The organism is Streptomyces sp. NPDC048248 (genome assembly GCF_043201875.1).
Lineage (GTDB): Bacteria > Actinomycetota > Actinomycetes > Streptomycetales > Streptomycetaceae > Streptomyces.
Genome location: NZ_JBICZL010000010.1, coordinates 259,103 through 280,970, shown reverse-complemented (window position 1 = coordinate 280,970; position 21,868 = coordinate 259,103). Strand labels below are relative to the sequence as shown.

16 protein-coding genes are annotated in these 21,868 nt (G+C 71.8%); 6 read left to right on the top strand and 10 right to left on the bottom strand.

Annotation, left to right across the window (positions count from 1 at the left end; genetic code table 11):
• Nucleotides 1-24 precede the first annotated feature (24 nt).
• On the top strand, nt 25-798 hold the full coding sequence (locus ACGFZW_RS23305; protein WP_393895114.1) for an STAS domain-containing protein: 774 nt from the start codon (nt 25-27) through the stop codon (nt 796-798).
• A 55-nt stretch (nt 799-853) separates the two neighbouring features.
• On the opposite strand, the gene ACGFZW_RS23300 is transcribed toward ACGFZW_RS23305, so the two are convergent.
• Nucleotides 854-1,540: a CBS domain-containing protein gene (locus ACGFZW_RS23300; protein ID WP_393895113.1), complete on the bottom strand. Its 687-nt coding sequence runs from the start codon at nt 1,538-1,540 to the stop codon at nt 854-856.
• Nucleotides 1,541-1,796: 256 nt separating this feature from the next.
• On the opposite strand from ACGFZW_RS23300, the gene ACGFZW_RS23295 reads away from it, so the two are divergent.
• Nucleotides 1,797-2,699 (top strand): universal stress protein, encoded by a 903-nt coding sequence (locus ACGFZW_RS23295; RefSeq protein ID WP_393895112.1) that lies wholly within the window; start codon nt 1,797-1,799, stop codon nt 2,697-2,699.
• A gap of 170 nt (nt 2,700-2,869) precedes the next feature.
• Nucleotides 2,870-3,211, top strand: a complete 342-nt coding sequence (locus ACGFZW_RS23290; protein WP_393895111.1) for a hypothetical protein — start codon at nt 2,870-2,872, stop codon at nt 3,209-3,211.
• A gap of 588 nt (nt 3,212-3,799) precedes the next feature.
• Here the strand turns inward: ACGFZW_RS23290 and ACGFZW_RS23285 are convergent.
• The 4 genes from ACGFZW_RS23285 to ACGFZW_RS23270 all read right to left on the bottom strand — a co-directional run bounded on the left by ACGFZW_RS23285 (nt 3,800) and on the right by ACGFZW_RS23270 (nt 10,219).
• Nucleotides 3,800-6,679, bottom strand: coding sequence for an NHLP bacteriocin export ABC transporter permease/ATPase subunit (locus tag ACGFZW_RS23285; protein ID WP_393895110.1), 2,880 nt, complete (start codon nt 6,677-6,679; stop codon nt 3,800-3,802).
• 1 nt (nt 6,680) lies between these two features.
• Nucleotides 6,681-8,975 carry an NHLP family bacteriocin export ABC transporter peptidase/permease/ATPase subunit gene (locus ACGFZW_RS23280; RefSeq protein WP_393895109.1) on the bottom strand — a complete coding sequence of 765 codons (2,295 nt, stop codon included), beginning with the start codon at nt 8,973-8,975 and terminating at the stop codon, nt 6,681-6,683.
• On the bottom strand, nt 8,972-9,778 hold the full coding sequence (locus tag ACGFZW_RS23275; RefSeq protein ID WP_393895108.1) for an HlyD family efflux transporter periplasmic adaptor subunit: 807 nt from the start codon (nt 9,776-9,778) through the stop codon (nt 8,972-8,974). Before ACGFZW_RS23275 ends, ACGFZW_RS23280 begins: the two co-directional genes overlap by 4 nt.
• Nucleotides 9,779-10,012: 234 nt before the next feature.
• On the bottom strand, nt 10,013-10,219 hold the full coding sequence (locus ACGFZW_RS23270; protein WP_393895107.1) for a type A2 lantipeptide: 207 nt from the start codon (nt 10,217-10,219) through the stop codon (nt 10,013-10,015).
• A gap of 1,055 nt (nt 10,220-11,274) precedes the next feature.
• Between ACGFZW_RS23270 and ACGFZW_RS23265 the strand changes: the two genes are divergently transcribed.
• Nucleotides 11,275-12,567: a YeeE/YedE family protein gene (locus ACGFZW_RS23265; protein ID WP_393895106.1), complete on the top strand. Its 1,293-nt coding sequence runs from the start codon at nt 11,275-11,277 to the stop codon at nt 12,565-12,567.
• 71 nt (nt 12,568-12,638) lie between these two features.
• Nucleotides 12,639-13,688 (top strand): PHP domain-containing protein, encoded by a 1,050-nt coding sequence (locus ACGFZW_RS23260; protein ID WP_393895105.1) that lies wholly within the window; start codon nt 12,639-12,641, stop codon nt 13,686-13,688.
• A 90-nt stretch (nt 13,689-13,778) separates the two neighbouring features.
• Here the strand turns inward: ACGFZW_RS23260 and ACGFZW_RS23255 are convergent, their stop codons facing one another.
• The 4 genes from ACGFZW_RS23255 to tdh all read right to left on the bottom strand — a co-directional run bounded on the left by ACGFZW_RS23255 (nt 13,779) and on the right by tdh (nt 18,543).
• Nucleotides 13,779-15,122, bottom strand: a complete 1,344-nt coding sequence (locus ACGFZW_RS23255) for a chloride channel protein (RefSeq protein WP_393895104.1) — start codon at nt 15,120-15,122, stop codon at nt 13,779-13,781.
• A gap of 256 nt (nt 15,123-15,378) precedes the next feature.
• A complete protein-coding gene (locus ACGFZW_RS23250; RefSeq protein ID WP_393895103.1) occupies nt 15,379-16,287 on the bottom strand; it encodes a LysR family transcriptional regulator in 909 nt (302 codons plus the stop codon).
• A gap of 4 nt (nt 16,288-16,291) precedes the next feature.
• Nucleotides 16,292-17,485 (bottom strand): glycine C-acetyltransferase, encoded by a 1,194-nt coding sequence (locus ACGFZW_RS23245; protein WP_393895102.1) that lies wholly within the window; start codon nt 17,483-17,485, stop codon nt 16,292-16,294.
• A gap of 29 nt (nt 17,486-17,514) precedes the next feature.
• Nucleotides 17,515-18,543: an L-threonine 3-dehydrogenase gene (gene tdh, locus ACGFZW_RS23240; RefSeq protein WP_393895101.1), complete on the bottom strand. Its 1,029-nt coding sequence runs from the start codon at nt 18,541-18,543 to the stop codon at nt 17,515-17,517.
• A 552-nt stretch (nt 18,544-19,095) separates the two neighbouring features.
• Between tdh and ACGFZW_RS23235 the strand changes: the two genes are divergently transcribed.
• Entirely contained in the window at nt 19,096-20,637 is a 1,542-nt protein-coding gene (locus ACGFZW_RS23235) for a S1 family peptidase (RefSeq protein ID WP_393895100.1), read from the top strand.
• A gap of 192 nt (nt 20,638-20,829) precedes the next feature.
• Here the strand turns inward: ACGFZW_RS23235 and hemC are convergent, their stop codons facing one another.
• Entirely contained in the window at nt 20,830-21,765 is a 936-nt protein-coding gene (gene hemC, locus ACGFZW_RS23230; RefSeq protein ID WP_393895099.1) for a hydroxymethylbilane synthase, read from the bottom strand.
• Between the last annotated feature and the right edge of the window lie 103 nt (nt 21,766-21,868).

Below are 21,868 nucleotides of genomic sequence, written 5' to 3'. Positions count from 1 at the left end.
TCTCCCTGCCCACGCCCGACGGGGATGCCCCACACACCGTCAGCTGACCGTGCCGGCCGCACGCGAGGCACGCGGTCACGGGCCGTCCGGGCGGTGGCCGCACGGGAGCCGAAGGCGATAGGCGTCATCACGGCCCCTCCTTCACGGGATCGTGCTCCCACCGTCGGGCACGGGGCGGCCGGCTCACAGGGCCGTCCGGGGCCCGTCCCGGGACCGACCGGCCCCGAGACCGCGGAGCTCCACCCGAGTCGTCGCGTGCGAGGAGAACTCCCGGAAAGGGCCGAAGGTCCCAATCAACAGGACCCGTCCGGCACTCGTGACAACACGGTCCACAGCCTTCGATGTAGCCAGCGGCTTGAAGGCAGGACGAGACGAACGGGTGAGGACATGCTGAGGGAGCCGACGAGGGGCGCGCGAGAGAGCCGCCCGCCGACGCCCATGGTCGTGCGACTCCAGGGGGAGCTGGACATTCTCAGTGCCGCTTCCACCGCCGAGCACCTCGACGCCCTGACGTCCGGCCCCTCCCCCGACCTGGTGGTCGATCTGGCGCGGCTGACGTTCCTGGACTGCAGCGGCATCGGGGTGCTGTGCCGCGCCCGGCGCCGGGCGCGGGAACGTGGCGGCCGGGTGACCCTGGTCATCACCGACCCGCACTATGTCCGGATCCTGCGTGCCGTCGGCCTTGGCGACAGTTTCGAGGTACTCGACTCGGTCCCGTCCGAACCGGGCCGCGCCGGCTACAGCGTCCGGCACCGGCGGTCACAGGCGGCTTCCGCGCCGGCGCCCCGGCACGGCTGAGCCCTCCCGACCGTCAGGCGCGCAGTTCTCGCACCACCCCGCAACGCCCCGGAGGTCAGACCTGCGGTCCGGTGGCCGGTGGCTCCATCCGCGCCGCCGTCGGTCCCGTCACGTCGAACTCGACGTCCACGACCCCTTCCACCGCCCGGATGAGGCGGGCCGCAACCGGTATCAGCGAGGTGTCCCGGACCTGTCCGCTGAGGGCGACCACGCCGTCGGCGACGGCGACCCGCAGCTGCCCGCGGGATACCGCGAACAGGTGGCCGACCACGTCCCTGCGGATCTCCTCCGCGAGGTCCTCGTCGGAGCGCAGGTAGACCTTCAGCAGATCGGTGCGGCTGACGATGCCCTGCAGCATCCCCTCGCCGTCCACCACCGGCAGCCGCTTGACGGCCCGGCGCGCCATCGTCCGCGCCGCCTGGGCAAGGGTGGCGTCGGCATGCACGGCGAGGGCGGGCGCGCTCATCAGCTCACCGGCCGTCAACGCTCCGGCCTGGCGCATGTCCTCCAGCCGCCGCAACCGCTCCAGGCGTTTCGGGCCCGACCCGCGGAACTCCTCCTCGGGCAACAGGTCGGTCTCGGAGACGACACCCACGACCCGGCTCTCACCGGCCAGGACGGGCAGCGCACTCACCTTCCACTGCTCCATGGTCTCGACGATCTCCTTGAACCGAGTGCCCTGTCCGATCGCGACCACGGTCTGCGTCATCACGTCGCCGACGATGTGCGGGGTGTGCCGCATGATGCCTCCTCGATACGGACCACCGTCCCCCGGCAGGCTGTCCCACACCCCAGCGTGGTTTCGGGGGACAGCACCTGACAGGGGCCGTCCGGCCCCCTCCCCCCGGCCGGTCGGGGGAGGGGGCGCCAGACGCACTGCCCGGCTTCCGTCCCGCGGGGCCGGTCGGACCGCGAAAAGGCCCTGCGGCCCCTGACCGTCCGGACCGCAACGGACGACCGTGAAGAGTGCACCATCCCCCTCGCCACGGAGGTGCGCCATGACCCGCCCTGTGACCGTCGGACTCGACGGCTCGGCTGCCGGCTTCGCCGCCGCGGAGTGGGGCGCCCGGGAGGCACGGCGCAGGGAACTGCCGTTGCGCGTCGTCCACGCGTGGGAGTGGCAGCCCTACGCGCATGCCCCGCCGGTGGGGGCGGACGGCCCCCGACTGTGGTCCGAGCGCGTGGTGCGCGAAGCCGCGGCCGAACTGCGCGTACGCCACCCGGAGTTGACGATCACCGGGGACCACCTCACCGGCGCGCCGTCGGAGGTCCTGTGCGATGTCGCACGGGATGCCGAGCTGCTGGCCGTCGGCACCGCCGGCATCGGTGGCCTTGCCGGGTTCTTCGTCGGTACCGTCGCGATGAGCGTCGTCGCGCACACCGAGCGAGCGGTGGTCCTCGTACGCGCCGGAACCACTGCCGAGGACGAGCACCGCCCCGCTCCCGACGACCGGCCTGCGTCGACCATGCCCTGCCGCCCGGTGGCGCTCGGCCTCGACCTCAGCCGGCCCTGTGACGAGGTGATCCGGTTCGCCTTCGATGCGGCGGCGGTGCGCGCCGCTCCGCTCCAGGTGATCCACGGCTGGAGCCCGCCGGCCTTCTTCGCCCACGGCGTCGGCGCGGAGCAGAACCGGCAGGGGGAGATGGCGGCGCAGGAGGCGGAGGGGATGCGGACCGCGCTGCGGCCGTGGCGCGAGCGATACCCCGGTGTCGAGATGCTCGAGCAGTCGTTGATCGGCAACTCCGCGCAGCATCTGGTGGAGGCGGGAGCCACGGCCGGGCTGGTGGTCATCGGCCGGCACAGCGCGCGCTCGTGGGCCGGGGCGCCACACATCGGCCACACCGCCCACGGCGTGCTGCACCACTGCCCCGCGCCGGTCGCTGTCGTCCCGCACGCCTGAAGCCGCCGGTCCGAAGCGACCGAGCCCGCCCACGTCCACCACGGCCGTCCACCACGGCCGCACATCCCATTGGACTGGCAGTTCACGCCCACTTGGCACAACGTGCCATCCGGCGCGTACCGTTGGCCCCTCATCCCCCATGGGCAGCTCAGGCAAAGGTGGCAACTGCGGTGCGTCGACGGCACTTTCTCTCCCGCACGGCCGGTATGGCGGGCGCTGCGGCGCTCGGACTCACAGGCTGCGGCTCCGGGGACGCGGCCGACCGGAACGTCACCCTCAAGGTGATTGCGGCGAGCTACGGCAGGAGCGTGGGCTCCTCGATCGTCGACCAGTGGCACACCGGCATCCGCGCCTTCGAGAAGAAGCACCCGACCATCACGATCGACCTCGAACTCGTCCCCATCGGGGAGATCGACAAGACACTGGCCGAGCGGGTCAGGGGCGGGCAGCCCCCCGACATCGCCCAGTCGTACGTTACGACTTCGCACGGCAGGAGAACGTCGAGGCGCTGAGCTGGGTGCGGAGCCGGCTCGTGGAGCCAGGGCCGGCGGGCGCCGACCCCGCACGGTTCAGCCGTACCCCTGCCTACGCGGCCTTCCTCAAGGGGCAGGTCGGGATGCTGACCGCACATCCCGTCCTGATCAAGGCCGCCGATCGCGCCGAGCTCCCCTACGGGCACGCCGCCTTCCCCCGGCGCAGCGGCGGAGCCGCGCCGCCGCTCGGACTCAGCGACTGGCTGATGGCCTTCCGGCACAACGGGCACCGCGCGGAGTGCGGCGCGTTCCTGAACTTCCTCTACAGCGAGCAGGTGGCCACGCGGTTCGCCGCGGGTCAGGGAACGCTGCCGGTGACGGTCTCCGGGGCCGAGTCCCTGCGGGCGCGGTCATCGCAGCGTCCGCTGTGGGCGTTCCTCGTCCAGATGCCGAACGCCGAGTTCCCGCCGGTGGGCAGGAGCTCGTGGCCGACGGTCCGGGACGCGGTCCGTAAGCGGATCGGGCAGGCGGTCACGCCGGACGGCAACCCCCGGCATGTGCTCGACACCCTTGGACACGGCAGACGGCACGGCCTGACGCGGCACCGGGCGCATACCTGCCCGTGGCTCAGGTCATCTGCCGGCGGACGAGTTCGTGGAGGTGTCCGGTGGTGTCCGCGAGCAGCGCCGCCGGCGGGCCCTGCTCGACGACCCGGCCGTCCGACATCACGATCACCCGGTCGGCGTCCATGACCGTGGAGAGCCGGTGGGCGATGACCAACCGGCTGGCGCTCAGCTTGCGGGTGCTCTCGATGACGATGCGCTGTGTCTCGTTGTCGAGGGCGCTGGTGGCCTCGTCGAAGAAGAGGATGCGCGGGCGGCGGACCAGCGCCTGGGCGATCATCAGGCGCTGGCGCTGCCCGCCGGAGATCTGACCGCCGCCGGAGATCATGGTGTGCATCCCCATCGGCATCCGCTTGATGTCCTCCGCAAGACCGGCCATCTCGGCGGCCTCCCACGCCTCTTCCTGGGAGAAGGCCTCGGCACCGCAGATGCAGTCGAGGATCGATCCGGTCAGCGGCTGGCTGTTCTGCAGGACCACGCCGCACTGCCGCCGTACGGCAGCCTGGTCGAGGGCGGAGAGGTCCTGGCCGTCGTACAGCACACTGCCGGAGGCGGGCTTGTCGAAGCCGATGAGGAGCCGCAGGAGCGTCGACTTGCCGCAGCCGCTGGGGCCGACGACGGCCACGAACTCGCCGGGCCTGACCTCCAGCGAGACGTCGTCCAGAACCAGGGGACCGTCGTCGCTGTAGCGGAAGGAGAGTTTCCGCGCCTCGATGCCGCCGGAGAGCAGACCGGGCTGCGCGCTGGCCCCGCGGACTTCGGGCGTCTCGTTGAGCACCGGCTTGACCTGCTCGAACATGGGCAGCGCCGCGGCTGCCGAGACGAGCGCCCCGGAGATCTGGGTAACCGAGGTGAGCAGCATGGTCACGGAGGTGTTGAAGGTCAGGAACGACCCGGCCGACATGCTGCCGCGGGCGGGGCCGGCCAGCAGCATGAACATGGTGAGCGAGCAGAGCGGCAGATACACCGCGTCGAGGACGGTGGTCAGGTTCTTGATCCGGCCGGCTCGCTGCTGGAGTTCGCGGGAGCGGGCGAACTCCCGGGCCCAGGCCGCGTAGGCGAAGCTCTCGGCGGCGGCGACGCGCAGTTTGGGCAGCCCGCGCAGGGTCTGGAACGCCTGGTTGTTGAGCTTGTTGCCGAGTTCGATCAGCTGCCGCTGCCACTTCAGTTGCCACAGCCCCATGCCGAGGAACACCGCGCCGATGACGATCAGCATGCCGATCGCCGCCATCGCCAGGGGCACGCTGTAGACGAAGAGCAGTACGAGGTTCATGAGGCCGACCGTGACCGACTGCACGGCCACGGGGCCCACGCCGGACAGCACCCGCCGGATACTGCTGATGCCCATCGCCGCGCTGGCCAGCTCACCGGTGGAGCGTTCGGTGAAGAACTTCGTCGGCAGCCGCAGCAACCGGTCCCACACGGCGGGTTGCAGGGCGCTCTCGATACGGCCCTCCATCCGCAGGACCGTGAGGTTCTGCAGCAGCATGAAGGCGGCCGTCACGATGCTGGTGATCATGACTGCCAGAGAGACCTGGACGATCAGGCTCCGCTCCGCGGTCGGCACCAGGACACCGAGGACCTGACCCGTCGCGATCGGCACCAGAGCACCGAGCCCGACCGTCACCAGTCCGCTGAGGGCGAGGTTGCGCAGGTCCAGGCGGGCGTCGCGCATGCTGAAGCGCAGCAGCCGCCACAGGGTCATGGGCCGTTCGGGCAGCGGGCGGTAGAACATGACGGCGCGCGGCTCGAATTCATCGGCGTTGTCCTTGCCGATGCGCATCCGCAGCCCGGAGGCGGGGTTGACCGCTTCGTAGCGGCCGCGGTGCCACAGCAGGGCGACCGGGGCGCCGGACTTGGAGCGGTGGCCCACCAGCGGGCCGGTGTTGACCCGCCACCACCGGCCGATGAGCCGGACCGCGCGGGTGCGGATGCGCGAGCTGACCGCGATCCGTTCGACGGGGCTGATGCGGTCGTTGACCGCGCCGCTCTTCGAGGGCTCGGTGAGGGTGATCCCGGCCGCCTCGGCGACCCGGCGGCAGACGGCGAAGGTGGTGTCGTCGCCGGAGTTCGCCGCGGCGCCCCGGCCGGTGCCGCCCTGCCGGCCGATGGAGGCGAGCAGCGCCTGGTCGGCCTTCGCCCGGACGGTCTCGCCCGCCTTGATGCCGGCCGCCGTGCGGTCCTCGTGCGCCCGCTCCAGCTGTTCGATCCAGCGGTCGACGGCGGACAGCAGCCGGTACTGCTGGTTGACCATCCGCTGCCACAGCGTGCCGTCGACCAGAAGGTCGTGGGCGGCCTCCGCACTGTAGGTGGCGCCGTACTGCACGCTGCCGGGCGGTACGGGCATCCACAGGATGTCGTCGTCTGCCACGGCCTCGTCACCGGGCCGGCCGTCCAGCGGGGCCTCGAAGAGCACACCCAGGCCGCGCGCGGTGCCGAGCGCGAAGGCGTGCTCCAGGGGGGTGTGAACCTCGCCCTGACCCCCGTACGGGTCGGCGTAGCCGCCCTGGGAGCCGTTCTGGTAGCCGCCGTACCCGCCGTATTCGTCGTACGCGGGGACCTGGAGCTCCCGCAGAGCTATTCGGCGCAGTTGGCAGTCCTGCGTGGGCCTGCCGAGCAGGGTGTGCTGCGGGCCCTCGACCGGGCCGAGCAGCAGGGTGCCCACTTCGAGGCGGCCGAGGAAGTGCCAGTGTCCCTCTTGCGCCGCGTCGACGGCGAACAGGTCGAGGGCTCCGCCGGTGACGAGCCACAGCACGTGCGGGCCCTCCAGGGGCACGCTGCGCAGACCGGTGCAGTCGACGGGTGTGCCGAGGCCGCCCAGCGCGTGGGTCACCGCGTCGAGCTCGCCCGGTCCCACGGCCGGGGACGGGTGTACGGATGACACGTCAGTGCTCCTTGACCAGCTCGGCGTACGGTCCCCCGGCGGCGACGAGGTGCTCGTGCCGCCCCCGTTCGACGACCACGCCGTGGTCGAGGACCACGATCTCGTCGCTGTCGCGCACCGTGCTCAGACGGTGCGCGATCACGACGCATGCGCAGCCGCGCCGCCGCAGGTTGTCGATGATGGTCTGTTCGGTCTGTGCGTCCAGGGCACTGGTCACCTCGTCGAGGACCAGGATGCTGGGCCGTCGCACCAGCGCGCGGGCGATCTCCAGCCGCTGCCGCTGACCGCCGGAGAAGTTGCGGCCGTCCTGCTCGACGCGACTGTGGATGCCGTCGGGGCGCCGGGCGATGACGTCGTCGTAGAGTGCGGCGTCCTGGAGGGCGGTGACGACGGCGTCGTCGGGAATCGAGGGGTCCCACAGCGCCACGTTGTCCCTGACGGTGCCCTCGAAGAGGAAGATGTCCTGGTCGACGAAGGAGACCGAGGCGGCAAGCGCGCTGCGGGAGATGTCCTCCAGGCGCTGCCCGTCGATGCGGATGGTCCCTTCCCAGGGGCTGTAGAGGCCGGAGATCAGCCGCGAGACGGTTGACTTCCCGCTGCCCGATCCGCCGACAAGGGCGACCTGCTGGCCGGGGCCCACCGACAGCGAGAAGCCGGTGAGCAGGGGTTTGTCCAGCGGGCTGTAGCCGAAGGTGATCTCCTCCAGCGTCACATGGCCCTTGAGCCTGCGGGTGCTCGCGTCCGGCTCGCGGCGGGAGTACAGGGTGTCGACAGGGAAGTTCTCGACGTCCTTCAGCCGGGCCACGTCCGCCGCGAAGTCCTGGATGCGGCCCGCGACACCGTTCAGCCGGGTGATCGGCGCGGTGAAGCGCGTGACCAGGGCCTGGAAGGCGACCAGCAGACCGATCGAGATGTGGCCCTCGACCGCCCGCAGACCGCCGATCCAGAGGATCATCGCGCTGTTGAGGGTGGCCAGGGTGGGCGCGACGACGGCCAGCGCGGCGCTGGGCACACCGAGCCGCTGCTGCACCTCGAGCGTGGTGGCGTGCTGCCCGGCCCACCGGCGGAAGTAGCCGCTCTCGCCGCCGGTGGCCTTCATGGTCTCGATGAGCTGGAGGCCGGTGTACGAGGTGTTGGTCAGCCGGGCGCTGTCCGCGCGCAGCTTCTGTGTGTGGGTTGCCCGCAGCCGGATCACGATGCGCATCGCGACGACGTTGAGCAGCGCGATCAGCACGCCGATGACCGTCAGTTGCGGATCGTAGGTCCACAGCAGGACGGCGTAGAGGATGACGACGATGCCGTCCACGCCGGCGGCCGCGAGGTCGCGGGCCAGCGTCTCGGCGACCGCGTCGTTGGACTGGAGCCGTTGGACGAGGTCGGCGGGACTTCGCTGGGCGAAGAAGGTGACCGGGAGTCTGAGCAGATGGCGCAGGAACCGGGCGCTGCTGAGGGTGGAGGAGATGATGCGTCCACGCAGCAGGTTCGCCTGTTGCAGACCTGTCAGTACGGCGGTGAGCGCGACCATGGTGGCCATGGCCGCGAACAGCGGACCCAGCAGCGACGTCTGGTGTCCGATCAGGAACATGTCGATGTAGGTGCGGCTCAGCGCGGGCACCGCGGCACCGACCGCGACGAGCAGGAGGCTGGCGAGCAGCGCCGCCAGCAGGGTGGCCTTGGTGCCGCGCATCCGCGCGGGTACCGCGCCCATGACGCCCGGTTTGCGGCCACCGCGGCGGAAGTTGTCGGACGGTTCGAAGACCAGCGCCACACCGGTGAAGCTGGTGTCGAAGTCCTCCATCGCCACGAAACGGCGGCCCTTGTCGGGGTCGTTGATGTGGACGCCCCGGCGGCCGAGGCGCCGGCCCATGCCGTCGTAGACGACGTAGTGGTTGAACTCCCAGAACAAGATGGCCGGCGCCTGCACCTCGGCGAGAGCGGCGGGTTCCATCTGCATGCCCTTGGCCTGCAGTCCGTAGCTGCGGGCGGCCTTGAGCAGGTTGCTCGCGCGCGAGCCGTCACGGGAGACGCCGCAGGCGATGCGCAGCTCCTCCAGAGGCACGTGCTTGCCGTAGTGGGCGAGCACCATGGCGAGCGACGCGGCGCCGCACTCCAGGGCTTCCATCTGCAGGACCGTGGGAGTGCGCACCGTCTTGCGCTTGGGGGTCTTGGTGGGCGGCGGTACGTCCCGGCGCGCGCGGCGGCGTCCGCCGGACGCGGGCTCGGGGCGGTGCCGCCGGCGCCCGGACGGCGGCAGTTGCTGCTGCGGCGGGGCCGCGGAGTCGTGTGGTGCGGTCACGGGAGCAGCCAATCGATCGGATGCTGCGCGGCCAGGTGCACGGAGCCGCCGGCCAGGGTCATGGAGTCGACGGCGTACGGCGGGCCGTCCGAGTTCGACCAGGCGTAGCCGGACTTGTTGCCCGGCGCCCGCTCCAGCTCCACGAGGACGGCGACGGGCTGGCCCTGCCGCGAGAACTGCTCACCGAGCTGGCTGCTGCCCAGGAATCCGGTGATCTGCTGGCGCGTCTGGGCCGTCCTGCCGACGGCCTTCACCTTGCCGCGCAGTACGCCGTACTGCTGGGTCGGCACGGACTGGACGGTGAGGTCCACCGACGCGCCCACCGGGACCGTCGCACCGCTGTCGGCGGGTACGTAGAGCGTCGCGGTCAGCGGGTCGTCGGAGCCCCGGACCCGCTCCACGGCGGCGACGTCCGCTCCGGTGGTGACGACGGAGCCGATGGTGGCCACCATGGTCGTCAGCCGGCCCGCGGCGATGGTGCGAACAACCGTGGTGCCCTGCGCGGTACGCACCTTCAGTACGGGCGTGTTGGCGGGGACCCGCTTGCCCTCCTGGGCGAGTACGGCGGTCACCTGTCCCGCGACCGGGCTCTGCAGGACGTAGCTGCCCTGGCCGTGGGTGAGGATGCCGGGGGCCTTGAGTGTGGAGGACACGGTGCCGGTCACCGCCCAGACGGCTGCGGCGATCATGACGGCGACCGTGACGATCAGGACGAGCAGGCCCTGGGGCCGGGCGAAGCGCACCGGCAGGTCGATCTCTTCGGGCGACTGCAGCTTGGAAAGGGCCTGTTGGCGGAACTGCACGACACTCTTCCCTCAACTGCAAGAAGTTCTCTGTCTGGACAACGCGGCAGGGCCCGGCCGGTACCCCGGGCCGATCGGCCGGTGGTACCTCCGGGCCGCGGCGGCCGAGTGCCCCGGAGACCCGGCCGAAGCCGGGCGGGTCCGGGGCACAGGGCCCGGTTCATCGGCGGGAGAACCCGCCGGCGAACCGTCATCACCGCTCAAGCCTGTGCCGCGTGGCGGCACATGAGGGTCTCAGAGACCGGAGACCAGGCCCGTGACGCCGGAGGTGCTGACACCGGTGGTCTGCTCGACCAGGCCGGTGGCGGTGTCCACGACGCCGGAGACCGGGGCGATGGAGTCAACGGTGGAGGTGGCGGTGCCCAGCGCCTCACCGACGAGGCCACCGGCCACGGCGTCGAGCTCGGCGTCGGCGATTACCTGGGTCTGAACCTCGTTCATGATGTTTCCCTTCGGAATGAATAACTCGAAATGCCCCAACTGGGCCGCCTGATAGGGCGATCCTGCCACGGCTGCGGCAGCCGGGGGTACCCGTAAGCGAGAACCCTCGAAACTTCCGCGGTGCGAAGGATCAAAGCATGCAGGCGCGTTGTGCAGCTAATCCGTGAAGCGCGGATCCGGACGCCACCCCTCCGGCGAATTACCTGACGTGGACACATGTCCATGGATTGGTGGCAGGTTCTTCACACGATCTACGGTTTCAAGTCGGCGGGCGGCCGCCGCCCGCCACTTGTGAACTGGACATTCCCGCACCAACTCGCTGATGCGCTGGTCAGAGCCCGGAGGCAGTCGCGAAGACGTGGCGCCGCCTGCGCATTCGGTGTGTAGATTCGTTGAAGGCCGTCATTTTTCACCGCACCTGAGCGCAGCGCGTCCACAGAACTGCGGTGAGTGTTTCCGTCGAACCCCGCCGAACGTTGCTCCCGCATTACCGGAACATCAACCGGCCGGTAGCCGTGGGCGATATTGGAGGTAATGCACTGCAGAATCGGTCCGTCATTCCGGCGGAATCGGATTGCGTGCGCGGAGAACGGACATAACTGCATAACACCGCGAGGCCGGACGCAGGGTAAATGGGCGATTTCTCGCTGAAGGGCCGGTACCTGCCGCGGTGGGCCTGCCGTACCGACTGGGGCGGTTTCCGCGGCGTCGGCAGGGCGGCTCGAACGACCGGCCGTCCGCACCCGAGGCCGACGCACCGCGGAGCCCACCCCGCGCACAAGCCGCCCACGTCCACATTTCGGACCACCAAAACCCGGTGCATACCGCACGCATTACGCTCGGATGCATGTCCGCACCCGCACGGTTCCTCGGTCTCGCGCTCTTCGCGACCTCGGCCTGGTGCGTCGACGACGGGCTCTGTCGCCGCTGAATGCTGCCTGCACCCTCGTCTGACGCGGCGTGAGCGCAGGTCCCCCTTCCCCCGTGGACGGTTCCGTTCCGGCCTGCCGGAAAGACGTAGCCCTCCTCCCTCACCACCCCTGCACGGAGCCGCTGTGACCACCGCACCACCCGATCCGACGGCCGCGACGCCCCGGACGTCCGCCACCCTGCTCGCCCCCTCCCCCACCTCCGTCCCCCGGCCGGACTCCCCCGCCGCGCCGCCCGTGCGCCGGCTGCCCCTCGCCGTCGGCACCGGCCTCGCGGTGGCCATGACCGCCTTCGTCTGGTCCGTCTACGGCACCCGGCCGGGCGTGCTCCTGCTGCTGGGACTCGGTCTTGGCGTCGCCCTGTTCCACTCGCGCTTCGGCTTCACCTCCGCCTGGCGGCAGCTCGTCGCCGTGGGCAACGGCGCCGGCCTGCGTGCCCACGCCCTGCTGCTCGGCACCACCGCCACGCTGTTCGCCCTCGTCATCGGCAGCGGCACCGGTCTCTTCGGCGCGGTGCCCGCGCCCTCGGGCGGACCGCTGGGGATCGGACTCCTCCTCGGCTCGTTCCTCTTCGCCATCGGCATGCAACTCGGTGGTGCGTGCGCCTCGGGCACCCTCTTCGCCGTGGGAGCGGGGCAGACCTCCATCGCGCTCACCCTCGGCGGTTTCGTGGCCGGCGCCACGCTGGCGGCCTGGCAGTTCGACCTGTGGAAGGACCTCCCGGCGCTCGACCCGGTGCTCCTCTCGGACCACCTGGGTTGGTTCGGGTCCTGGGCCGTGACGGTTCTCGCGCTCGCGGTCGTCGTGGTCGTCAGCCGGGCCGTCCAGGCCCGCCGCAATCCCCCGCCGATGGGCCCGGTCCCCTCGGCGAAGGGCGCGGCGGCACGCGTCCTGCGCGGCTCCTGGCCCTTGGCGGTCGGCGCGCTGACCCTGGCGCTGCTCGGCGGCGGGGTGCTGCTCGTCTCGGGTGGCGCCTGGGGCGTCACCAGCGCCTTCAGTCTGTGGGGATCGGAGCTGGTCCGACTGCTCGGCGGGGACCCCGAGAGCTGGGCATTCTGGCAACAGCCGGACAATGCCCGGATGCTCGCCGGGCCGGTCCTCGCCGACAGGACGAGCCTCACCGACATCGGCATCATGATCGGCGCGGCGGTCGCCTCTGCCCTCGGCGGCACCTGGGCGCTGCACCGGGGCACGCCCTGGCGTACCGCTGTGGCCGCCGTCGCGGGCGGCGTCCTGATGGGCATCGGCGCCCGTCTCGCCGGCGGCTGCAACATCGGCGCGTACCTCGCCGGTATCGCCTCGGGCAGCCTGCACGGCTGGATCTGGGGCGCGACCGCCCTGCTCGGCACCTGGGCGGGCCTGAAGCTGCGTCCACTGTTCGGCCTGGCCAACCCCAAGGCGGGCGACGGCATCTGCTGACGCCGGTGGCAGCCTGCCTCGGACCGGTGCACGGTGGGAGGGGACTGCCCGACGCCCGGAAGGAGCGGCAGGTGGAGCCGGTCGAGGCGCTGGAGCGGATCGCCTTCCTGCTGGAGCGGCAGGGGGCGGTGACCTACCGCGTGCAGGCGTTCCGCAATGCCGCGGCGGCGGTCGGCTCGCTGGACGGCGAGGAGCTGGGGCAGCGCGCGCGGAACGGCTCGCTCAGCCGCGTCAAAGGGCTGGGACCCAAGACCGTCCGGGTGATCGAAGAAGCGCTGTCGGGGACGGTGCCCGCCTACCTGGCCCGGCTGGAGGAGGAGGCGGGCGGGCCACTGGTCGAAGGCGAGCTGGGACAGCGACTGCGAAGCGCGCTGCGCGGCGACTGCCACCTGCACTCGGACTGGTCGGACGGGGGCAGCCCCGTGGCGGCGATGGCCCAAGCCGCCCGCGACATCGGACACGAGTGGTGTGTACTGACCGACCACTCCCCCCGTCTCACCATCGCCCGCGGTCTGAGCCCCGAGCGACTGCGCGAGCAGCTTGCGCTGGTGGCGGAGGTGAACCAGCAGCTGGCACCCTTCCGGCTGCTGACGGGTATCGAGTGCGACATCCTCACCGACGGCGAACTCGACCAGGAACCGGAACTGCTCGAAGAGCTGGACGTGGTGGTGGCCTCGGTGCACTCCAAGCTCCGGATGGACGCCGAGCCGATGACGCGGCGGATGCTCGCTGCGGTCCGCAATCCGCTCGTCGACGTACTCGGCCACTGCACCGGCCGGCAGATCACCGGCAGGCGGCGGCCGGAGTCGCAGTTCGACGCGGGTGCGGTCTTCGCGGCATGCGCGGAGCACCACACCGCGGTGGAGATCAACTGTCGTCCCGACCGGTTCGACCCGCCGCGCAGGCTGCTGCGGCAGGCGCTGGACGCGGGGACGCTGTTCTCGATCGACACCGACGCGCACGCCCCGGGCCAACTGGACTGGCAGATCTACGGATGCGCCCGGGCCGAGGAGTGCGGGGTCCCGGCGGAGCGGATCATCAACACCTGGACGGCCCCGCAACTCGCCACCTGGACCCGCACCGGCAAGACACCGCGGGCGTCGACGCGGAGCGCGGGCTGAGCCCCAGGGCCCCGGTGAGCACATTTTTCCGGCAGCGGGCCGCTTCCACGGAGCGGCGGCAGACCGCCGCCGCGTCCCCCTCGGCTCCCCTCACCCGGTGGGCTGCGGAGCGGGCTGCGGAGCCGGGCCCGGGGTGAGCCGCAGGATGGCGACGTAGGCGACCACCACCGCGACGATCACCAGGGGCATGACGGTCAGCCCCGACCGGCCGAGCAGCAGCGTGGCCAACAGCACCGACGTCATCGGCAGTTTGAGCATGGCGACGCACATCGCCCCGACGCCCATGGCGAAGGCCGAGGTGAGCGGCAGCCCGGGGAGGTGGGAGAGGGCCGTGCCGCCGGCCGCGCCGAGGAACAGGGCCGGGAAGATGGGTCCGCCCCGGAAGGCGCTCAGCGACACGGAGTACGCCAGGCCCTTGCAGGCCACCAGCAGCACCAACACGCCTGCCGAGTAGTCGTCGCTCTTGCCGAAGAGGGCGCCCATCGCGGTCTGCCCCGAATACAGCACCTCGGACGACGGCTTGTCGGTCACCGCGGCGAAGACCACCGCGAGCGCACCCACCACCAGTCCCGCCGCCACACTGGCCGGCACCCGGTGGCGCGCGACCCGTCCCTTGAGCAGCAGAGCGAGCCGCCGGACACCCCACGCGGCGACGGCGGCGAGCAGCCCGATGACGAGCGCCCAGCCGAATTCCGGCACCGTCGGCTGGGCCGCCTTCGGAACATGATGGAGCTCCAGCGAAAAGGTGCCGAGGCCCGTCCAGTCGCCCAGCCCGACGAAAATGAGGGCACCGATGCCCGCCGCGAGCAGGCCGGGCACCAGGACCGCCCCGAGCATCGCTCCTCCCAGGCCCGACGCCTCCATGAGGAGGAAGGCGCCCAGCAGCGGCGAGCCGAGCAGCGCGCTGACCGCCGCGAAGCTGCCCGCCGCGCCCACCACCGCGACGGCCTGCGCCGGTAGGTCCCGCTGCACGAGCCGCACCGCGCCCACCGCCAGGCCACCGCCGAGTGCGATCAGTGGCGCCTCCGGGCCGAGGACCACGCCGAAGCTGAGGGTCGCCAGGGCCGCGAAGGCGATGCCAGGGAGCGCGGCGACCGTCGGCGCGCCGCCGACCGACAGACCGTCGGCGGGCTCGTGGCCGCAGCCGCCCGGGAGGTGACGGATGGCAAGCCCCACCAGCACACCGGCCACCGCGAGCATCGGCAACGGCCACCACAGCGGCGTCCCCGAGAAACCCAGCGACCTGGGCAGGTCCGTGTAGATCAGGGGTTCCAGCTCGCCGACCAGCGCGAGAAAACCGAACGCCGCGGCGCAGACCGGGACGCCGATCAGCGCGGCCATCAGCAGGAGCTTCGCGTAAGCGCGGGTCCGCACCATCGCGTACGGGTCCTGCGGCGAGGCCGCCGGTGGTCCGTCGTGCGGGCCGACGGCCATGCGCATCGCCTCCTCGGGACCGGACGCGCCCCGGCGCCACCCGGCCACCGGCGTGCCGAGCCTGCCACGCGGGCCACGTGCCCGCGGCGGGGACTCGCCGGGAGGAGGCCCGCCCTCGCCTGTCAGGCGGCAGGCCGTGAAGACTCTTCCGGCCGGCCCTCGTCCGCTCCACCGGCTTGCGTCTTCAACGGGTCTTCAGCGGGAAATCCCGTGCCGGGCGACCTGCCACGGCGCGCAGCTCTGCGCGCCAGGAGGCTCAGCCGCGCACCACCGCCGCCGCCTCCAGGGCAGCCAGCACCGGGCGGAGCAACGGATGTGCTTCGGCGCCGCGACGTACCGCGGCGAAGACGCGGCGGGTGGGGGCGACCCCGTCGACCGGGCGCACCACCACTCCCGTGAGGTCCATCCCGGTCAGCGCCGAACGCGGCACGAGTGCGACACCGGCCGCGGCCGAGGCGAGGGAGACAACGGCGCGGAAGTCGTCGGAGGAGTGCTCCAGGCGGGGCTGGAAGCCGGCGTACTCGCAGGCGAGGACGACCACGTCGTGACAGGGGTTGCCGGAGTACGGTCCGATCCACGGGTCCTTGGCGAGGTCGGCCAGCGCCACCCGGTCACCGTCCGCGAGGCGGTGGCCGACCGGCAGTACCGCGTCGAACGGCTCGGCGTACAAGGGGACGCGGGTCAGCCGCGGATCGTCCTCCCCCGGCGCGCCGCGGTACTCCACCGCGACCGCCACCTCCACCTGCCGGTCGAGGACCATGCGCAGGCTGGCGTCGCCCTCGGCGTCCTGGACGCGGACCCGGATGCCGGGCGAGGAAGCCGCCAGCTCGGTGATGGCGGGCGCGACGACCAGCCCGATGCCGGTCGCGAACGCCGCGACGGTGACCGTGCCGGCCTCCCCCGAGCCGTAGGCGGCCAGCTCCGACTCGGCGCGCTCCAGCTGGGCCAGGACGGCATTGGCGTGGGTGAGCAGGATCTCGCCCGCGCTCGTCAGCCGTACGCCGCGGGCACTGCGCTCCACCACGCGGTGGCCGGTCTCCTGCTCCAGGGCGGCCAGCTGCTGCGAGACCGCGGAGGGGGTGAGATACAGCGCGGCGGCTGCGGCGGTGACCGTTCCGTGGTCGGCCACCGCGCGGAGGATGTGCAGCCGCCGTGCTTCGATCATGCCTCTAGTCTCCCAGGGCGGAGCGCGCGCCGACGAACGCGTCCACCGCGCGGTGCACGTCCGCGGTGGAATGCGCAGCCGACAGCTGCACACGGATCCGTGCCTGGCCCTGCGGGACCACCGGGTAGGAGAAGCCGATGACGTAGACGCCGCGCTCCAGCAGCAGCTCGGCCATGCGGGCCGCGCGGGCCGCGTCGCCGATCATGACGGGGGCGATGGCGTGCTCGCCCGGCAGTACGTCGAAGCCCTCCTCGTTCATCCGGGCGCGGAACAGGGCGGTGTTGGCGTGCAGCCGTTCGCGCAGGTCACCGGCGGACTCCAGCAGGTCGAGCACCTTGAGTGAGGCGGCCGCGATCACCGGGGCGAGCGAGTTGGAGAAGAGGTACGGGCGCGAGCGCTGGCGCAGCAGGGCGACGATCTCCGCGCGGGCCGCGACATAGCCGCCGGAGGCACCGCCCAGGGCCTTGCCGAGGGTGCCGGTGATGATGTCGACGCGGTCCATCACGCCGTGCAGTTCCGGGGTACCGCGCCCGCCGGGGCCGACGAAGCCGACGGCGTGCGAGTCGTCGACCATCACCATGGCGCCGTAGCGGTCGGCCAGGTCGCAGATCTCGCGCAGCGGCGCCAGGTAGCCGTCCATGGAGAAGACGCCGTCGGTGACGATCAGCGTGCGTCCGGCGCCGGACGCCTCCTTCAACTGCCGTTCCAGGTCCGCCATGTCGCGGTTGGCGTAGCGGTAGCGGCGGGCCTTGGAGAGTCGGATGCCGTCGATGATGGAGGCGTGGTTGAGGGCGTCGGAGATGACCGCGTCGTCCGGGCCGAGCAGCGTCTCGAAGACGCCGCCGTTGGCGTCGAAGCAGGAGGAGTACAAGATCGTGTCCTCCTGGCCGAGGAAGCCGGAGATCCGCCGCTCCAACTCCTTGTGGACCTCCTGCGTGCCGCAGATGAAGCGGACCGATGCCAGGCCGTAGCCCCAGCGGTCGAGGGCCTCGTGGGCGGCCGCGACCACCTCGGGGTGGTCGGCGAGGCCGAGGTAGTTGTTGGCGCAGAAGTTGAGCACCTCGCCGGGCGCGCCACCGGCGGTGACGGCGACCGTGGCGGACTGCGGCGTGCCGATGACACGCTCGGGCTTGTGCAGTCCCGCGGCGCGGATCTCATCGAGGGCGGTGCGCAGTTCGTCGCGTACGGAGTCGAACATCAGACATCAATCTCCAGGAAAAGGGCTGGTCAGACGGTCCAGTCGAGGATGACCTTGCCGCCGCGGCCGGCGGCGGCGTCCTCGAAGGCGGCTTCGAAGTCGCGGTGGCCGTAGCGACCGGTGATCACGGGGGCGAGGTCGAGGCCGCCTTCGAGGAGCACCGACATGGCGTACCAGGTCTCGAACATCTCGCGGCCGTAGATGCCCTTGATCGTGATCATGGAGGTGACGATCCGCGACCAGTCGACGGAGAACTCCTCGGCCGGCAGGCCGAGCATGGCGATCCTGCCGCCGTGGGTCATGTTGGCGAGCATGTCCCGCATCGCCTCGGGCCGCCCGGACATCTCCAGTCCGACGTCGAAGCCCTCACGCAGGCCGAGTGCGCGCTGGCCGTCGGCGATGGAGTGCTGTGCGACGTCGAGGGCGAGGGTGGCGCCGATCTTGCGGGCCAGCTCCAGACGCTCCTCGCTGACGTCGGTGATGACGACGTTGCGGGCGCCCGCGTGGCGGGCCACCGCCGCGGCCATCAGCCCGATCGGTCCTGCGCCGGTGATCAGCACGTCCTCGCCGACCAGCGGGAAGGACAGCGCGGTGTGCACGGCGTTGCCGAACGGATCGAAGATCGCCGCAACGTCGAGGTCAACGGGTACGCGGTGCACCCACACATTGGCCGCGGGCAGCGCGACATACTCCGCGAACGCCCCGTCGCGGCCGACGCCGAGGCCGACGGTGGCCCGGCACAGGTGCCGCCGGCCGGCCAGGCAGTTGCGGCACTTGCCGCAGACCAGGTGGCCCTCGCCGCTGACCCGGTCGCCGACCGCGATCTCGGCGACGTCACGCCCGGTCTCGACGACCTCACCGACGAACTCGTGGCCGAGGATCAGCGGCGTACGGATCGTCTGCTGTGCCCAGCCGTCCCACGCCCGGATGTGCAGGTCGGTGCCGCAGATGCCGGTGCGCAGCACCTTGATCAGGACGTCGCCCGGGCCGATGACCGGCTCCGGCACGTCCATGAGCCGGAGGCCCGGCTCCGCCTTCTGTTTGACCAGTGCCTTCACCGCGACGGCTCCCGTACGTAAGAGTGCTGTGACGTGCCGGACGAGTCCCGGCCGCCCGATCACCGACAGCGAATCTTCCCTACGCGAGTCGTCCGGTCCATCGAGGTTTTCTTAAGCGCGGCCACAGCTGCCCTTTACGCCTCCTCCGCACCACTGACGACGCGACGGCCCGGCGGACCAGCCATGAAGCGGGACTGCCGGGCCGGCCGGACCGATCGGGCGATCGGGGCCGGACCCTCAAGCGCACGCCGTGGGAGCCCAACAAGACTCCCATAAAGGGGAGTTCACGGCTATATGTCTCCACGGGTGCGACTCCGGCGAGCTGCCACCACCTCACCGACCGTGTACACAGGGCGAGTTGGGTCGCGGAGTGTAGAGGGCCCGCGAAGCCGGCGACGGAATTCATCACACCTTGAGTGGCCGTGAGCGGGGGTCACGTCCGGCTACGTAGGACTGGGTGGCAACGGTGCACGGGTGCCGGGCGACGCAGTGCGCCTCTCGTGTGCTTCCTTGTGGTCCCAGCTGGAGGTCAGTGAATTGAGCCACCGACATGTGAACAAGCGGACGGGTGCGATGGTGGGCGCCGCGGCGGCCGCCATCGCGGCAGCGGCGGTCATCCTGCCCAATGCCAACGCGAGCCAGGACAAGCCACTGACCCCGCGGACCTTCACCGCGGCGTCCGCCCCGTCCGCGGCACGGCTCGCGCAGACGCTGAAGGCGGACCTCCCGGACCGGACGGCCGGCTGGTATCTGGACGGCGCGACCGGCCATCTGGTGATGAACGTCCTGACGGCGGACGACGTCGGGAGCGTCACGTCCAAGGGTGCGGTCGCCAAGGTCGTCCGCAACAGCATGACCGCCCTGAAGGCCGGGACGCGGACGCTGAGCGACACCGCGTCGGTGCCGGGCACCGCCTGGTCGATCGACCCGAGGACCAACAAGATCGTGGTGCTCGCCGACCGGACGGTCACCGGCCGGAAGATGGCCGCCCTCTCCAAGGCCACCGACGGGATGGACGGTCTGGTGAGCGTCAAGCGCTCCCAGGGGGAGTTCCGTCGCTACGACGGCGAGAACGCCGGGCAGGGCGCGGCCGGGAGCGCCGGGCAGGGCACGGGCGGTGCCGAAGGGTCGCAAGGGGCCGGCGGAGCAGGTGCCGCGGACGGCGGGGCGGCGGGAGACGGCGGACAGGGGGCCGGTGGCGCGGCCGGCGGGTCCGCGGGAGACGGCGGGCAAGGGGGCGGCGCGGCCGCGGGTCCCGTGGGCGGCACCGCCATCTTCGGCGGCGGCTCCCGCTGCTCGCTGGGGTTCAATGTCACGGTGCAGGGCGCTCCGGCCTTCCTGACCGCGGGCCATTGCGGCAACGAGTCGGAGTCGTGGACCGCCGATCAGGCGGGCAGCCAACCGCTGGGCACCGTCCAGGACTCGAAGTTCCCCGAAACCGACTTCGCCCTGGTCGCCTACGACGACCCGGCAGCTCAGCCGGAGAGCGCGGTCGACCTGCAGGACGGCACCACCCAGGAGATCACCAAGGCCGCGGAGGCGGCCGTGGGCATGAAGGTGCAGCGCTCCGGCAGCACCACCGGGCTCTCCGACGGCACCGTCACCGGCCTGGACGCCACGGTCAACTACGGCAACGGCGACATCGTCAACGGCCTGATACAGACGGACGTGTGCGCGGAGCCCGGCGACAGCGGGGGCGCGATGTTCTCCGGCGACTCGGCCGTGGGGCTGACCTCCGGCGGCAGTGGTGACTGCACGCAGGGCGGCGAGACCTTCTTCCAGCCGGTCACCGACGCTCTCGCAGCCACGGGGGCCGAGATCGGCGCCGGCGGAGGCGGTGGCGCCGCCGCGGGCGGCGGTGACGCGGGTGCCGAGGACCCGGGAGCGGGCGGCGACGCAGGGGCAGAGGACCCGGGTGCCGGCGGTGACGCGGGTGCCGAGGACCCGGGGGCGGGCGCGGAGGACCCCGGTGCGGGTGTCGAGGACCCGGGTACGGGCGTCGAGGACCCGGGCGCCGGGGCGGAGGATCCCGGCGCGATCGGCAGCGGCAGTGACAGCGGTGCCGGCACCGAGAGCGGCGAGGCCATGAACTGACCCCGGTCCTGCGCGCGGAGGACCCGGACCGCCCGATCGTCCCCGCCATCGGCCATGTTCCGCCGGCCCCGCCCGCCGGCCACCGTCCGAGGAACGGACGGGGTCCGGGGGCGGGGCCGGCGGTCGGCCCGGCAGAAGCCGGCACGAGCGACTACGGGCAGACACGGCACCCGGCCGCGCCCCCGCACCGTGTCAGTGCGCGATGCTGTCGATCAGCTCGCGCGCACCCTGCCGCAGCAGCGCGACCGCGACGGACGTGCCGAGCGTCTCGGGAGTGAGCGGGCCGGCCCATTCGTGCGCGTTGAGGACCGTCTTGCCGTCCGGGGTGAAGACACAGGCGCGCAGCGACAGTTCACCGTTCCGGTCGGTCCTGGCGTAGCCGGCGATCGGACTGTTGCAGTGGCCCTGCAGGACGTGCAGCAGCATGCGCTCGGCGGTCGTCTCGCGGAACGTCCCCGGATCGCCGAGACCGCTCACGGCGTCGATGGTGGCCGTGTCGTCCTCGCGGCACTGCAGTGCCAGGACTCCGGCACCGATGGGCGGGCACATCAGGTCCACCGACAGGGTCTCGCTGATCACGTCGGTCCGGCCGATGCGCTCCAGCCCCGACACCGCGAGCAGCAGCGCGTCCGCCTCACCCGCCGCCAGCTTCTCCATGCGACGGTTGGCGTTGCCGCGCATCGGTACACACCGCAGATGCGGATGGGAGCCGGCGAGCTGCGCAATCCTGCGGACCGAGGACGTCCCGATGCGGGTCCCCTCGGGCAGCTCGTCGAGCGTGAGACCACCCGGATGGATCAGCGCGTCCCGGACGTCGTCGCGCTTGAGGAACGCCGCGAAGGTCGTACCGACGGGCAGCGGGCGATCACCCGGGATGTCCTTGACGCAGTGCACCGCGAGATCCGCCTCGCCCGCGAGGAGCGCGGCGTCCACCTCCTTGGTGAACGCGCCCTTCCCGTCGACCTGGGAAAGGGCCCCCATCCACCGGTCGCCGGTCGTCTTGACCGGGACGACTTCGGTGGTGGTCCCGGGGTGCAGCGCGCCCAGTTCGGCGCGGACGCGCTCGACCTGGGCCAGCGCCATGGGCGAGTCACGGGAGACGATGCGGATCAGCTCAGGGGCGGACATGTCGCACACGATAGACCGTCAGATCCGGTGGTCGGCACGCGACCCGTAGGGCGCAAAGGACTTCCGGCGGGGCGTGCAGCGGTGGCACAATACGCGCCCCGCT